Origin of the sequence: Pseudomonas serbica (assembly GCF_028823535.1) — a bacterium.
GTDB lineage: Bacteria > Pseudomonadota > Gammaproteobacteria > Pseudomonadales > Pseudomonadaceae > Aquipseudomonas > Aquipseudomonas serbica.
Genome location: NZ_JAQIYM010000013.1, coordinates 43011 through 56583, shown reverse-complemented (window position 1 = coordinate 56583; position 13573 = coordinate 43011). Strand labels below are relative to the sequence as shown.

14 protein-coding genes are annotated in these 13573 nt (G+C 63.1%); all 14 read right to left on the bottom strand.

Annotation, left to right across the window (positions count from 1 at the left end):
- Positions 1-25 precede the first annotated feature (25 nt).
- Entirely contained in the window at positions 26-1255 is a 1230-nt protein-coding gene (locus NQL71_RS21410) for a putative porin (RefSeq protein ID WP_274643238.1), read from the bottom strand.
- Positions 1256-1645: 390 nt separating this feature from the next.
- On the bottom strand, positions 1646-2605 hold the full coding sequence (locus NQL71_RS21405) for a PDR/VanB family oxidoreductase (protein WP_077182669.1): 960 nt from the start codon (positions 2603-2605) through the stop codon (positions 1646-1648).
- 68 nt (positions 2606-2673) lie between these two features.
- Positions 2674-3708: a Rieske 2Fe-2S domain-containing protein gene (locus NQL71_RS21400; RefSeq protein ID WP_166618863.1), complete on the bottom strand. Its 1035-nt coding sequence runs from the start codon at positions 3706-3708 to the stop codon at positions 2674-2676.
- 21 nt (positions 3709-3729) lie between these two features.
- Positions 3730-3957 (bottom strand): recombinase-like helix-turn-helix domain-containing protein, encoded by a 228-nt coding sequence (locus tag NQL71_RS21395; RefSeq protein ID WP_077182671.1) that lies wholly within the window; start codon positions 3955-3957, stop codon positions 3730-3732.
- Between the two features lies 1 nt (position 3958).
- The gene (locus NQL71_RS21390; protein ID WP_274643237.1) at positions 3959-4939 is read right to left on the bottom strand and encodes a VOC family protein; all 981 of its coding nucleotides are present in this window, start codon (positions 4937-4939) and stop codon (positions 3959-3961) included.
- On the bottom strand, positions 4936-6432 hold the full coding sequence (locus tag NQL71_RS21385) for an aldehyde dehydrogenase (protein WP_046815212.1): 1497 nt from the start codon (positions 6430-6432) through the stop codon (positions 4936-4938). Before NQL71_RS21385 ends, NQL71_RS21390 begins: the two co-directional genes overlap by 4 nt.
- A gap of 9 nt (positions 6433-6441) precedes the next feature.
- Positions 6442-7245, bottom strand: coding sequence for an aspartate dehydrogenase (locus NQL71_RS21380; RefSeq protein ID WP_046815213.1), 804 nt, complete (start codon positions 7243-7245; stop codon positions 6442-6444).
- 10 nt (positions 7246-7255) lie between these two features.
- Entirely contained in the window at positions 7256-8938 is a 1683-nt protein-coding gene (locus NQL71_RS21375) for a thiamine pyrophosphate-binding protein (protein WP_046815214.1), read from the bottom strand.
- On the bottom strand, positions 8931-9728 hold the full coding sequence (locus NQL71_RS21370) for an SDR family oxidoreductase (protein ID WP_046815215.1): 798 nt from the start codon (positions 9726-9728) through the stop codon (positions 8931-8933). The genes NQL71_RS21375 and NQL71_RS21370 overlap by 8 nt, the downstream gene beginning before the upstream one ends.
- A 1-nt stretch (position 9729) precedes the next feature.
- Entirely contained in the window at positions 9730-10566 is an 837-nt protein-coding gene (locus NQL71_RS21365) for an IclR family transcriptional regulator (RefSeq protein WP_274643236.1), read from the bottom strand.
- Positions 10563-11447, bottom strand: a complete 885-nt coding sequence (locus NQL71_RS21360) for an alpha/beta fold hydrolase (protein ID WP_077182674.1) — start codon at positions 11445-11447, stop codon at positions 10563-10565. The genes NQL71_RS21365 and NQL71_RS21360 overlap by 4 nt, the downstream gene beginning before the upstream one ends.
- A gap of 4 nt (positions 11448-11451) precedes the next feature.
- Positions 11452-11991, bottom strand: a complete 540-nt coding sequence (locus tag NQL71_RS21355; RefSeq protein WP_046815217.1) for a cupin domain-containing protein — start codon at positions 11989-11991, stop codon at positions 11452-11454.
- A 19-nt stretch (positions 11992-12010) separates the two neighbouring features.
- Positions 12011-12778 carry an SDR family oxidoreductase gene (locus NQL71_RS21350; protein WP_143512380.1) on the bottom strand — a complete coding sequence of 256 codons (768 nt, stop codon included), beginning with the start codon at positions 12776-12778 and terminating at the stop codon, positions 12011-12013.
- Positions 12775-13551: an ABC transporter permease gene (locus NQL71_RS21345; RefSeq protein ID WP_077182675.1), complete on the bottom strand. Its 777-nt coding sequence runs from the start codon at positions 13549-13551 to the stop codon at positions 12775-12777. The genes NQL71_RS21350 and NQL71_RS21345 overlap by 4 nt, the downstream gene beginning before the upstream one ends.
- Positions 13552-13573 lie beyond the last annotated feature (22 nt).

Below are 13573 nucleotides of genomic sequence, written 5' to 3'. Positions count from 1 at the left end.
GTTGCACTCGACAGCTCCTACCAAATCAAAAGTAGTACCCAATGTTGATGTTGGTCCGGTAGTACCACTGGTTACTGCCGATCGAACTGGTATTGGTGAACCCCGTGCCGTTTTCCGCGCCGCCATAGGGGTTGGCGTTTTTAGCCCAGGTGAAATCAACCCACCCCATGATCGGCATCGCCAGGAACTGTGCGCCCACGGTGTACATCTGCGAGTCGTCCCAGCCGCTCTCGTCTTTCATCATGCGGCTGTAGTCGTTGTAGAGTTTGATTTTCTTCAGCGGTCCGAGTTTCGGCGTGGGAATGTCGTAGGCGACGTTCAGCGATGCGATGGTGGCCTTGGCGGCAATCAGGTAGGCGGGCGTCAGGCCGTTGCTGCCCATCAGTATCGAATTGTCGCTGACGCCGGCCGGATTTTTCGGGTCGTACTCGTAGCGAATGCCCTGGGTGCTGACGGTCCACTGGCCGGCGTTGATGATGGCGTGGATGCCGCCGGCCCAATAGTCGCCGTCATCTTTGGTGGTAGCGTTGTAGAGCTGTGCGGTGGCCAACGACGCGCCGATTTCGGTCTTCCAGCCATCGTTGACAAAGGTCCGCGCGACGCGGGCGTTGAGCTGGTTGTGTTTCTCGTTGTCCTGGCGCGACTGGGTGAAGGGGATGGCATTGTCCTTGAGGTCGGCGTATCGCCCGACTTCCGGCGAGTAGCGAATGTCGGACGGCAACATGCGCGGGAAGTAGCCCAGTTGCAGGTCCCAGTCCTTGTCCTTGTAGCTGTACTTCAAGCCGGTGCCGGCGCTGACGCCGTAACCCATGAAGAAGGGCAGGTGATAGCTCCAGCCGAATTGCGGGTAGGGTTCCAGCCCGAAGGGCTTGAACGGCGCGCCCACTTGCAGGTTGGAATTACTGTTCAGGCGATAACCAACGAAGCCGCGATCGATGGATCGTTTGCCGTCGTCCTGGAACCAGTAGCCGACATCGCTGTAGAGGTTTTTGTAAGTCGCTTGCACATCGACACGGAAGGTGTCGAACAGGAACCGCCCGTTGTTTTCGGTGGTGTCCCAGTGCTCGTCGCGGTAGTTGGTGCGCAAGGCACCGCCGATGTCCAGGCTGCTCTGGCCGTCATCGCTGCGCCAGGCGATATGCGGAAACGGCTTCTTGGCGGTGGTCGACGTCTCGGGGGCGGCAGGGCCGGGTTCGCCGGCGAAACTGGCGCTGCTGCTGATGATCAGTCCCAGGCCTATAACGTACTTCTTCATGCTGACTTCCCCTGCGCTGTTGAGCACTGCAAAGTGACCGGCAACACTTTCCCGCTCGCCCTGGAAGTGGCAATGAACGGAAGGCTTGATGTGTTGCTGTTATGCAGTGTGTTTTTGTTTGGCTGTTTCGTCGGTAATACGGTGTCTGACCTATGAACCTGACAGGGATAGAGCAGAAACCATGCCAGTCCTGCAATCCCATGTTGTTAACTAAAAAATCGAGTTAAAACAATTGTTTATATGGGAAACGCATTTTTATGTATTGCCTGCGAAACAGCGCGTTCAGGGGGTAACCAAACTGCACGTTCGTTGTGCGGCGATTACTTTACGCGCATTAAAAAGGCCGGCTAAAAAGCCGGCCTGTTCAACGGATGAAATAACGCAAACTTGCTACAAGTCGAGTACCAGTCGCCGGCTCTTGCATCCCGATACGCAGACCATCATCGATTTATTCGCGGCACGTTCGGCTTTGGTCAGCACGCCGTCCCGGTGGTCGACTTCACCTTCCAGGACCCGTGTTTCACATGAACCGCACACCCCCTCGCGGCAACTGTGCTCGATGTCACAACCGGCCTCGAGCAGCACATCGAGCAGGCTCAGCCCCGGCTCGATGGACAGCGTCTTGCCGGATTTCTTCAGCTCGACGCTGTAGCTGCTCTGCGCGTCTTCGGACGGCGGCAGTTCTGCCGCGGCAAAACGCTCGATGTGCGCATGTGGATAGCCGAGGCCTTCGCAGGTGCTTTCGAAGGCATCGAGCATCGGCGTCGGCCCGCAGCAATAAAAATGCGTGTCGTCGGGCTGGCCAGCCAGGTAGGTGCCGAGGTCCGGCGGCATGCCTTTTTCGTCATTGAAGTGGTAGACCACCTTGGCGCTCAGGCCGCTGAGCTCTTCCACCAGTGCGGCTTCCTGGCGCGAACGGGCGCAGTAGATCAGCTCGGCGGATTTTCCCAGGGCCAGCAGTTGGCGGAACATGCAGTAGATCGGCGTGATGCCGATACCGCCGGCCACCAGCACGCTGTGCCTGGCGCTCAGGTCGAGCTGGAAATTGTTGCGCGGCGACGAGATCGGCAGTTGCATGCCGACCCGCAGTTGCCCGTGCACATATTCCGAGCCGCCACGGCTGTTGCGATCACGCAGGATGCCGACCACATAGCGGCCACGGTCGCTCGGTGAGTTGAGCAACGAGTAGCTGCGCACCAGGCCGTTGGGCAGATGCAGATCGATATGCGAGCCGGCTTCGAACGGGGCGAACACGGTATCGCCATAGGGCCGCAACTCGACGCTGATGATGCCTTCGGCTTCGTAGCGCAAGGTGTGCACGAGCGCGGTAATGGGGGAGGAATGGGACATCGGTCACCTCTTTTCGACAGTTCGCAAATCGACACGCGCGCCGGCCAGAACACAATGCACGATCGGCTTCATGGCAACTGCTTCGCGTCGATCAGCTCAAGCTGAGCCTTGGCTGCGTTCTTCAGGTAGCGACGCAGGCGCACCACACCGAGGTCATGCTGGTAGAGGTTTTCCCGCTGGTTGGCGTCCGGTTCCATGAATTCGAGCAGCACCCGATCCTGTTCCAGCACCGCCCAGTGGCGTGCTTCCAGACGGTTCTTGTAGAGGAAGCGCCAAGTGTCGCGCTGCCAGCCGGTCAGTGGCCGGCACCGCCAGTGGAACACCGCCGACAAGGAGGTGCTGCTTGGCGTGTAGCTGCCGATGATGGTGAAGTTGCCGCCCGGGCCACCGGTTTTCGGATAAGGGATTTCCAGGCGCAGCCAGTGGCAGCTGTCGTCCATGAATTCGGTCCAGTCGAAGTTCACTCCGCGCTGGCCTTCCTTCTCGAAGAAGAAGCCCTTGTCGGTGTCGCGGGTGACGAATTTGGCGGTGGCTTCGCCTTCGCTCATGGAGTGCGACATCTTGTGCAGGTAAGTGCCGTGCATCGGGTCCATGACGTTGTCGATGACATAGCGGTAGTCGCCTTGCCACTCGGCGTAGCACAGGAAGCTGCTCCATTCGGGGGAGCTCAGTTGCTCGGGCAGCACCAGTTCCGGCGGGGTGTCCACGTGCGGTTCGGCGGCGTTGAAGAGAAAGATCGCGCCGGCGGCTTCACGGGTGTGGAACATGCGCGTCGGGCGGCTGCCTTCGAGTTTGCAACCGGGGCTGCCGGGCACCTTGGTGACCGTGCCGTCGCAACGCACTTCGACGCCGTGATAAGGGCACTGCAGGCGGTCGCCCAGCACCGGTCCCTGGGACAACGGCGCGCCGCGATGCGGGCAGTGGTCTTCGAGGGCGTGCACGCTGCCGTCATTGTCGCGCCACAGGGCAATCTTGTAGCCCAGTCGACGGATCGACACCGGCTTCTCGCCCAGTTGGTCAGAAGGCAGGACCGGGAACCAGAGGTTCTTCAAGCCGTTTGCCAGGAGGTGTTCTACAGGATCGACGGTTGTGTTCATGTTCATTTCTTGTTTACCTCCGGCGGGTCATTCGCCCAGCCGAGCCATCAGGGTTTTATAGGCGTCCGTTGTCCACTCACCGCTGGTCAGCGGGCAGGGCGGCCCGGCCAGGTTGAGGTGCGCGAGCAGCTCGGGCAACTCGGTCACACCGTTGCCGAAGGCGCGCTCGATGGAGTCGCCGAGCAGGTCCTCGAACTGGGTATTGGGGCGTTTACGGGCCTGATGCGGCTCCAGGTAGGGTTCGGTATTACGCATCTCATTGACCTCCGTCTGAAGATTTCGGTTTGTCAGTCAGGAACTTGCCCTGGGGCGCGTCGACATTTTGCTGGCGTCGGGTGTTGCCATCGATGCCGCCGGCAATCGCCCATTCGGCGAAGACGGTCGGGCCCGGCTCAAAGGTGCGTGGCTGCCATTCGCCGGTCAGTTGGTCTTCGTCGGCGTAGTACTCGACCAATGCACCGGCCGGGTTCTTGAAGTACCAGAAGAACGCCGAGGACACCGGGTGACGCCCCGGGCCGATTTCCGTGGCCCAGCCGCAGCGGGAGATGTGCATGCCGCCGCCGAACACTTCGTGCACATCGCGCACGGTGAACGCGACGTGGTTCAGGCCGGCGCGCGGGGCGGGCAGTTGCAGCATGAACAGGTCGTGGTGCCCGCCTTCTTCAGCGGTGCGCAGGAACGCACCGCGATCCGGATAACGGTCCGAGGCCTGGAAGCCGAAGCGCTCGTGATAGAAGGCTTCGCAGGCGTTGACGTCCTTGACGAAAAACACCACATGCCCGACCTCGATCGGTGTGGCGCGATCGTAGATCGGCGCAGCCTTGTTGATCCGGCCCTTGGTTTGCCAGGTGTTGTGGCCGCTGCACTCGATGTCGAGTTCGCGCTTGCGGGTCACTTGCAGGCGGATCGCCAGGCCATTGGGGTCGGTGCAGCCAACACGGCCGTTCGCCTCGATGAAGCCCGGGTCGTTGGCGATGCGTTCACTGTAAAGCTTGAGGTCGGCATCGCTTTCGACGCCCCAGACCACTTCGCGCACCGTTGAACCGGGTTCGATCGCCGGTGGCAGGCCCACCTTGTTGATGTCGGCGAGCACGACGCGGCAACCGTTGAGGGTTTCGAAGATCACCTCGTCTACCTGCTCGCTGACTTTGCTCAGGCCCCAGTCACTGAAGAACCGAGCGCTGGTCGCCAGGTCCTCGACGCCATAGGTGACTTCATCAATGCCTAAAACGCTCATAACCCTACCTCTGGTTGCACACCGGCCCAGGCCAGTGGCTGTTCATTCATGCCCCAATAAAGGCTTTTCTGTTCCATGTACTGCAGGATGCCCAGGCGACCTTTTTCACGACCCAGGCCGCTGTCGCGCCAGCCACCGAAGGGGGTGGAAATGGAGAATTGCTTGTAGGTGTTGATCCACACCGTGCCAGCCTGGATTTTTCGACCCAGTGCCCAGGCGCGCTTGTAGTCACGCGTCCAGATGCCGGCGGCGAGGGCGTACAGGCTGTCGTTGGCCTGCTCCAGCAATTGCGCTTCGTCGTCGAATGGCATGGCCACCAGCACCGGGCCGAAGATTTCTTCCTGGCACACCTGCTGGCTGTTGTTCAGACCTTCGAGGATGGTCGGCGGATAGTAGTAACCCTGATCAAGAACACCGCCGCTGGGACGCTGGCCACCGAGCAGCAGGCGTCCGCCTTCGGCCAGTCCGAGTGCCACATAACGTTCCACCGACTCGCGGTGGGCGGCGCTGATCAATGGGCCCATTTGCGTGCGCTCATCCGCCGGATCACCGACGCGCAATGCGGCCGCCGCTGCCACCAGGCGCGTCATGAACGGCTCGTACAGCGCACGGGCGACGAACAACCGCGACCCGGCGATGCAGGCTTCGCCCGACGAACTGAAGATGCCGTACAACACGCCGGCCACCGCGTGGTCGAGGTCGGCGTCTTCCAGAACGATGGTCGGCGATTTGCCGCCCAGTTCCAGGGACACCGGCATCATCTTGTCGGCGGCGATGTGGGCAATGTGTTTGCCGGTTTTGGTGCCGCCGGTGAACGACACGCGCTTGACCAGCGGGTGACGGGTCAGCGCATCGCCGAGCAGCGAACCCTTGCCCGGCAATACGCTGAGCAAGCCCTTGGGCAGCCCGGCGTCTTCGCAGATGCGTGCCAGTTGCAAGGCCATCAGCGGAGTGATTTCCGCCGGCTTGATCACTACGGCGTTGCCAGCCGCCAGCGCCGGAGCGACTTTCTGCGCTTCGCTGGCGATCGGCGAGTTCCATGGCGTAATCGCAGCGATCACGCCCATCGGTTCAAAGACGCTCATGCTGACGAAATCACCGCGAGATGGCGTGATGGTTTCTTCGAGCGTTTCACAGGCCGAAGCGAAGAACTGAAAAGTACCGGCGGCACTGGCCACCAGGGCACGGGTCTCGTTGATCGGTTTGCCATTGTCTTGGCGCTGCAACTGCGCCAGTTCTTCGCTGCGCTCACGGATCAGTTCGGCGATGCGGTACAGCACGCTGGCGCGTTCATGGGGTTTGCGCTGCGCCCAGCCGCTGTGCAAAAACGCCTGGTGGGCGCCTTGCACGGCTTCTTCCACGTCTTCGACACTGGCGGCGTTGAGCCAGGCAACGGCTTCACCGGTGGCGGGGTAGCAGGTGGCGTAGCGCTCACCCCGGCCGAGTCGCCATTGGCCGGCAATGCAAATGGGTAACGTCTGTTCGAGAGTCATCGCAGTTCCCTAAATCGAAATCGCGTGGGCGTGGTTGCCCAGGGCGCGGACGACGCTGTAGACGGTCAACGCCGAGGTTTTCGGGTTGGCCAGCAGCGGTTTGCCACGCAGGCTCAGTTCGAACCCGCCAAAGGCGCCGCGGGCTTCGAAGTGATGCACGTTCTCTTCGCAGAGCGGGTCGGCGATCAGGGTCACATGGGTGCGATCCAGGCCGAGCCCGGCCAGCGACAAGGTCGCGGCGACGTTGGCGTTTTTCGGGTACTGGCGGGCCGCTTCGCGGGCACTGCCCTGGAAAATCACCGTGGCTTCGCTGAGGCTGTCCAGGTCGAACGCCTGTTCCGCCGGGGTGTTTTTCCAGGCACGGGCCGGTTTGCGTCCGGTGTAGTTGACCGAGTCCAGGCCGCCGACCTTGGCCGCCGACAAGGCGTCGATGCCGCCGATGGCGCCGGGCAGCAATTCGATGCGGGTCTGACCGCGTTCGGCCGCTGCCTCCAGGCGCTCCACCAGGCCGACTTCGGACAGCGCGCCGACCGAGACGATCAGGCAGGCGATGCCACGCTCCAGGGCCGGCAACACATGTTCTTCGATGGCCTTGTGACCGGCACACTCGACCAGCAGGTCGGGGCGTGCGTCGGCCGGCAGGGCCGTGAGCACTTGCGGCGGTTGTTTGAAACTGGCCAGCCTTTGCCGTACCAGCTCTTCGGAACCGGCCGAGGCGATGACGTAGTCGACGCACAACTGCGGGTCTTTCTCCAGCAGCTCGAGCACGCCGACGCCGATGGCGCCGCAGCCGATCATGGTGATATGCAACATGGCGAAGTCCTCAAGCCGTGGCTTTTTGCGCTTTGGTTTCGCTGTTGGGCGGACCGGCGAACTGGGTGGCGAAGCTGCCGACGCTGAGCATGTCGACTTCCAGCAGGAACGGGCCCGGCTGCGACAGCGCACCGTCGACCACCTTGCCGAAATCCTTGAGGTCGGTGACCAGTCCATGGCGCAGGTTCAGCGATTCGGCCAGCTTGGAATAATCCGGGGTGTGCAGGTCGACGTAGCAGTGGCGACTGCCGTACACCGCGTCCTGGATGTTGCGGATCACGCCGTAGCGCTGATCGTTCATCAGCAGGATCACCACGTTGGCGTTCTCTTGCACCAGCGTCGCCAGCTCGCCGAGGTTGAGAATGAAACCGCCGTCACCGGCCAGGGCGAAGACCTTGCGCTCAGGCGCGGTTTCCGCTGCCGCCACGGCCGCGCCAATGCCCATCGACAAACCCTGGCCAATGCCGCCGCCGAGTGCATGCACGCCGGCACGCGGGTGGTACAGCGTCAGCAGGCGGTTACCCCAGATGCTGTTGGACAGCGTGACGTCGCGCACCCAGGAGAAATTGCGCCCGGTGAGCGCTTGCAGCTGTTCGACCATGGCCGAGTACGGGCCGAGGTCGGCGATCAGTTGCGTGCGAGACTTTTCACGCACTTGCTTGAGCTCGGCGAGGAACGTCGGGTCGATGTGCAAGCGACCTTCCAGGCGATCCGCCAGGCCTTCAAGCGCCAGCGCCGAATCGCCGCAGATGAACAGTTCGCTGTTGTAGCTGCGCCCTTCGATGGCCGGGTTGGCGTCGATGCGCAGGGTGTTGCGTGGCAGCTTCAGCGCATATTTGAAGGTCTCGTTGCTGCGCAGGCGTGAACCGGCGATCAGCAGGGCGTCGCAGCTTTGCAGGAACTGCTCGACCAGTTTGTTTTGCGAGAACGCACCGAGGCAACGCTCGTCATCTTCGTTGACCACACCGCGACCTTGAGTCGAGGTGATCACGCCGACACCCATGTCCAGCAGGCGCTTGACCTGCGGGCCGGCATGCCGCGCGCCGCCACCAAGCCACAACAGCGGGCGAGTGGCGCTGGCCAGACGCTCGGCCACCAGGTCCAGCGCTTCGGGTGCGGGCACGGCCACCGGAATCGGCAGCGGCGAGAGATCGGTCGGCATCGGGATGAACGTCGACTGGATGTCGATCGGGATTTCCACGCTGACCGGCCCGGTCGGCGCGGTCAGGGCAGTCTGCACGGCCAGCTTCAGGGTGCTGATCGCGGTTTCGACGCTGCGCACCCGGAACGCGGCCTTCGACACGGCCTTGAGCATGGTCAGCTGGTCGCGGGCCTCATGGATGTAGGCGAATTCCTGGTCCAGGTACGGCGTTTCGATCTGCCCGGTGATGTGCAGCAGCGGCGTGCCGGCGGTCAGCGCTTCGACCATCGCACCCGCAGCATTACCTGCTGCGGTGCCGGTGGATGTCAGGCACACACCCAGGCCACCGGTGGTACGGGCATAGGCGTCGGCCATGTTGGTCGCGCCGGCTTCGCCGCGGGCCATGACGAAGCGGATGTTGCCGCGCACGGCGAACGCATCGAGGATCGGCATGTTGTGGATCGAGATCACACCGAATGCGGCCTTGACCTCGCATTGCTCGAGAAACGCGGTGATGGCAGCGCCAACGGTGACAGTATTTTCATTACGCATGGCGGGACAGGCCTCCAGAAACATCGATATGGCTGCCTGTGGTGTAAGCCGACAGAGGCGAGGCCAGGAACAGGATTGCGCGGGCCGCTTCGATCGGCAGGCCCAGGCGCCCCAAGGGAATGTGTTTGCGTTGTGCCAGCTGGGCGGTCCATTGGCTCCAGTCCAGATCCCGTTCTTCGCGGGCTTCGAAACGGCGGCGCCATTGCCCGGACTCGACCAGGCCGATGAGGATGCCGTTGACCCGAATGCCATCGACGGCAAATTCGGTGGCCATCGAGCGCACCAGGTTCATCACCCCGGCGCGCGCGGCCGAGGTGGCGACCATGTGCGGTTCCGGCTGGCTGGCCAGCAGCGAATTGACGCAGACGATGGCGGCGTTCGCCTGACCTTGCAGCTGTGCCTTGAAGGCGCGGACGGGGTTGATCACCGAGAAGAATTTCAGGTTCAGTTCTTCGGTCCAGGCGCTGTCGGTAGTGTCGGCGAAGGTCGATACGCGACCTTGCCCGGCGTTGTTGACCAGCACGCTGGCTGGCCCCAATGCGGCCAGGCTGGCGGCGGCAAAGGCGTTGACCGAGTCGGCGTCCAGGACGTTGCAGGCCTGGGCCAGCAAGCGCGCCTTTGGAAAACGTTCACGCAACTGGTCTTCGGCGCTGCGCAGGCGATCTTCGTCGCGACCGCAGAAGGCCACGGCCGCGCCGGCTTCGAGCAGCAGTTCGACGCAGGCCAGGCCGATGCCCGAAGAGCCACCGGTGACGATCGCGGTGCTGTCTTGCAGTTGATAGAGACTCATCTCAATCCCTCATCAGCGCCGTTACGCGGTTGTGGCTGTCGTGCCCGGTCGCGCTGTTGTAGTCGAGCAACCGCGACAGTTCGTCGGCGCTGCGGCGTACTTGCAGGAGCAATTCGTTGAAGTTGACGTGGGCGATCTGGGTGGTCGGAATCGTCACGCCCAGCGCCGCGACGATCTGCCCGGACTGATCGCGCACCGGTGCGGCCACCGAGGAAATCGCCGACTCGAAGAAGCCTTCACCGCTGACAAACCCGCGTTGGCGGTCGGCCTGGACCATGTCGAACAGCTCCATCACGGTCTTCGGCGTGCACGGCGAGAACTGTTCCAGGTGATCTTCCGGGTAGAGTTCGCGCAACTCGGCCAGCGACAGGTCTTCGAGCAGGATGCGCCCGAGGACGGTGGCGTGGGCGGGCAGGCGCGTGCCGACATTCACCGCGCTGGAGAACACCGACGGCGGCGACACCTTGGCCACGTAGACGATCGAACGGCCGTCGCGCACCACCAGGTTGCTCGGGTAGTTGAGGCGGTCGCACAAGCGGGCCAGCAGCGGCTGGCCGAGCTCGGTCAGCTCCAGTGAGGCGAGGTACTCGAAGCCCAGGCGCAGCACCGACATGCCGAGGCGGTATTCGTTGCCGCTGCGGGTGACGAAGCCCATGGTTTCCAGCGTCGTCAGCAGGCGAAAGATGGTCGAGCGCGGCAGCGACAGGCGCCGGGCCAGTTCCGGTGCGGTCAGCGTGCGATTGCGCCGGCTGAATTCACACAGCAGCAGCAGGCCGCGCTCCAGGCCCGGCACGATGTATTTGTCCTGAGCGTCCTTCAGCAGATCTGAATCGTTCATAGCGATGCACCTGTCAGGGATTCTTTGATGGCGAAGGCCAGGCGGCCCGCCACGACATGAGGTTGTTCGATGGGACTGGCATGTCCGGCATCGTTGATAAGCGCGAACGTGCCGCCCAGGGTCTTGGCCAGGGTCCGGCAGTTGTCGGGGGTGGTGATGCCGTCGGCGTCGCCGCAATGCACTTCGCAAGGCATGGTCAGCGGTGCATGGCGCAACAGGTCTTCGCCGCACAGCAGTTCGATGGCCTGGCGATAACCCTCGGGATTGAGCCGTGCCATGTTCCACCGCACCCAGGCCTGCGCTTGAGGGCTGGCCACCGGGGAGAGCATGTAGGCGCTGCGTTGCTCGGCCATCTGTGCAATGCCCAGCTGTTGCAAGGCGTGCAGGCGTTTGTCGCGCACTTGCTGGCGCTGCACGGCGCGCGATGGATGGCCGTAGCCCTGGGCCGGGCTGATCAGCACCAGGCGGCTGATGCGCTGTTGCTGCACGCCGCTGGCGAAAGCGACGGCGGTAATGGCCCCCAGTGAATGCCCCACCAGCACGCAGCGCTCGATGCCCAGGGCGTCGAGCATCTGCAGCAGCCGCTCGGCATAGTCCGACGCATCCGGCGCCAGGGCTCGCAGGGGCGAGGAGTCGCCGTAGCCGGGCGCGTCCCAGGCGATCACCCGGGCGCTGCGGCCAAGCGCCTGCGCCACCTCCAGCCACGACGCCGAGCCCGAGCCGATCCCGTGCAACAACACAATGGCCGGCCCGCTTCCGCATTCGCGAAAGGCCTGGCGAGCGCCGGCGAGCTCCACTGTGCGCAATGGAAACTGCAGGGCCAGCTGCGCCTGAAGATCGGCGGTGAGCGACGGAGCGCGATGATCGATGGCGTGCGACATGGGCTTATCCGCGCTTGATCGAGGCCAGGGGGTGTTCTGGCGGGTAGGTCGGGGTCAGCGGTTTTTTCGCGCCGAGCATCACGCACATCAGCGCATCTTCATCGCCGATGTTGATCTCTTCGCGGTACACGCCGGGCGGCACGGAAATCACGTCGCGGTCGGTGAGGATGGTTTCGAAACGCTCGCCGTCCTTCTCGATCACCACCTTGAGTTTGCCGCGCAGCACGAAGAACACTTCTTCGACGTCGGTGTGCAGGTGCGGCGGGCCTTCATGGCCGGCCGGGATCACCATGGTCGAAAAGGTGAAGTTCTCCGACGGGATGGTGTTCATGTCCGAGGTCACCCCGGTGCCGCCGGTGCCGATGTAGCGCATTTGCGCGCGGCGGAATTTCGGGTCGTAGTCAGCCTGGAATTTCAGGGCATTCCAGTCGTACTTGCGGGTTTCGTAACGGGCGATGCGGGTGTTCATCCAGCTTTCCAGGTCGCTGCCGGCCGGCTGTTCCCAGCTTTTCGGGGTGGTTTGCTGTGCTGATAAATCGGTCATGGCTGTCTCCAGATCAAAGTCAAGGCATGACGAACCCGCCGTTGACCGGCAAGGTTTGTCCAGTGATGAAACGGGCGAGGTCGGACAGCGCGAACAGCACGGCGCCGCTGACGTCTTCGGGAAGTTGTGGGCGCTGGATGGCCCGTTGATCGTTGTACAAACGGTGGCGCGCCTCGGGTACATAGGCCGTGGCCTCGACCAGCACCAGGCCGGGGGCAATGGCGTTGACCGTGATGTTGTCGGTTCCCAGTTCACGGGCCAGGCTGCGGGTCATGGCGATGATTGCGCCCTTGCTCGCGACATACGCCAGCAGGTTCGGCGCGCCCCACAGCGGGGTGTCGGAGGCCAGGTTGACGATGGCGCCCTGGCCGCTGGCGCGCAGGGCCGGCAGGCAGGCCTTGGTCATCAACCAGGTGCCGCGCACGTTGACCTGCATCACCTGATCCCAGGTGTCCAGGGTCAGCTCTTCGCAGGTCTTGCCGCCGGAATTGGTGATCGAGGCGTTGTTGACCAAACCATCGAGCCCACCCAGCAAACGGGTAGTTTCAGCGATGCAGGCATCGATCGAATCCGGCTGCGCCAGGTCAACCGTGACGCCGTGCACGCTCAGGCCTTCGGCGACCAGTTCGGCGGCCGACTGCTGCACGCGTTCGGCGAGGATGTCGGCGATCACCACCTGGGCACCGGCGCGGCCAATGGCCTGGGCAAAGGCGTAACCCAGCCCGCGGGCGCCGCCGGTGACCAGCACGCGGCGGCCTTCGAGCAAGCGATTGAAGGTCGTCATCATTGGGTACTCAGCATGGCTTTGGGCATGTAGTGCAGGACACGCTTTTCGGCCCAGACCACTGCGCCGTAGGCGAATACGCCAATCAGCGTGAGCATGACGATGGCGACGAACACACCCGCGGTATTGCCCTGGCCTTCGGCATCGACCAGCAGGAAGCCCAGGCCCTGGTTACCGCCGACCAGTTCACCGACGGTGACGCCGATGACGGCCAGGGTCGAAGCAATGCGCAGGCCGGAGAACAGCGCGGCCATGGCCGAGGGAAACTCCACCAGGCGGAAGATCTGCCAGCGGCTGGCGTTCATGGTCCGCACCAGGTTGATCATGTCCGGGTCCACGGTACGGATGGCCGACAGCACGTTGATCATCACCGGGAAGAACACGATCAGGATGGCGATCAGGATCTTCGGGTAGATGGTGTAGCCCAGCCACATGACGAACAGCGGGGCGAAGGCGACTTTCGGCGCAATCTGCAGCGCCAGGATGTACGGCGACAGCATGGCCTCGGCGGCGGGCGAGAGGCCCAGCGACACCCCGATCACCACGCCGAGCAGGGCACCCAGGCCAAAGCCGACGATGATTTCGAAGGCGGTGACCAGGGTGTGCTGCCACAGCCCGCCGCTGTGCCACATCACCAGGCTTTCCTGGGCCACGCGGCTCAGTTGTGGCATGACGAATTCGGGCATGCCGAGCAATCCCGGGCCCCACTGCCAGAGCACCAGGAACAGGACCAGCAGGGCGACGCTGCCGAGCATGGAGTTATTGAGGTTTTTCATCGTGTCGTTACCTTGTTGTCAC

What these genes read in the sequence shown, in the direction of transcription:
- NQL71_RS21390 (WP_274643237.1), bottom strand. Translation starts at nt 4,939, where the DNA reads ATGAGCGTTTTAGGCATTGATGAAGTCACCTATGGCGTCGAGGACCTG.
- NQL71_RS21345 (WP_077182675.1), bottom strand. Translation starts at nt 13,551, where the DNA reads ATGAAAAACCTCAATAACTCCATGCTCGGCAGCGTCGCCCTGCTGGTC.
- NQL71_RS21370 (WP_046815215.1), bottom strand. Translation starts at nt 9,728, where the DNA reads ATGAGTCTCTATCAACTGCAAGACAGCACCGCGATCGTCACCGGTGGC.
- NQL71_RS21355 (WP_046815217.1), bottom strand. Translation starts at nt 11,991, where the DNA reads ATGACCGATTTATCAGCACAGCAAACCACCCCGAAAAGCTGGGAACAG.
- NQL71_RS21405 (WP_077182669.1), bottom strand. Translation starts at nt 2,605, where the DNA reads ATGTCCCATTCCTCCCCCATTACCGCGCTCGTGCACACCTTGCGCTAC.
- NQL71_RS21385 (WP_046815212.1), bottom strand. Translation starts at nt 6,432, where the DNA reads ATGACTCTCGAACAGACGTTACCCATTTGCATTGCCGGCCAATGGCGA.
- NQL71_RS21375 (WP_046815214.1), bottom strand. Translation starts at nt 8,938, where the DNA reads ATGCGTAATGAAAATACTGTCACCGTTGGCGCTGCCATCACCGCGTTT.
- NQL71_RS21365 (WP_274643236.1), bottom strand. Translation starts at nt 10,566, where the DNA reads ATGAACGATTCAGATCTGCTGAAGGACGCTCAGGACAAATACATCGTG.
- NQL71_RS21350 (WP_143512380.1), bottom strand. Translation starts at nt 12,778, where the DNA reads ATGATGACGACCTTCAATCGCTTGCTCGAAGGCCGCCGCGTGCTGGTC.
- NQL71_RS21360 (WP_077182674.1), bottom strand. Translation starts at nt 11,447, where the DNA reads ATGTCGCACGCCATCGATCATCGCGCTCCGTCGCTCACCGCCGATCTT.
- NQL71_RS21395 (WP_077182671.1), bottom strand. Translation starts at nt 3,957, where the DNA reads ATGCGTAATACCGAACCCTACCTGGAGCCGCATCAGGCCCGTAAACGC.
- NQL71_RS21410 (WP_274643238.1), bottom strand. Translation starts at nt 1,255, where the DNA reads ATGAAGAAGTACGTTATAGGCCTGGGACTGATCATCAGCAGCAGCGCC.
- NQL71_RS21380 (WP_046815213.1), bottom strand. Translation starts at nt 7,245, where the DNA reads ATGTTGCATATCACCATGATCGGCTGCGGCGCCATCGGCGTCGGCGTG.
- NQL71_RS21400 (WP_166618863.1), bottom strand. Translation starts at nt 3,708, where the DNA reads ATGAACATGAACACAACCGTCGATCCTGTAGAACACCTCCTGGCAAAC.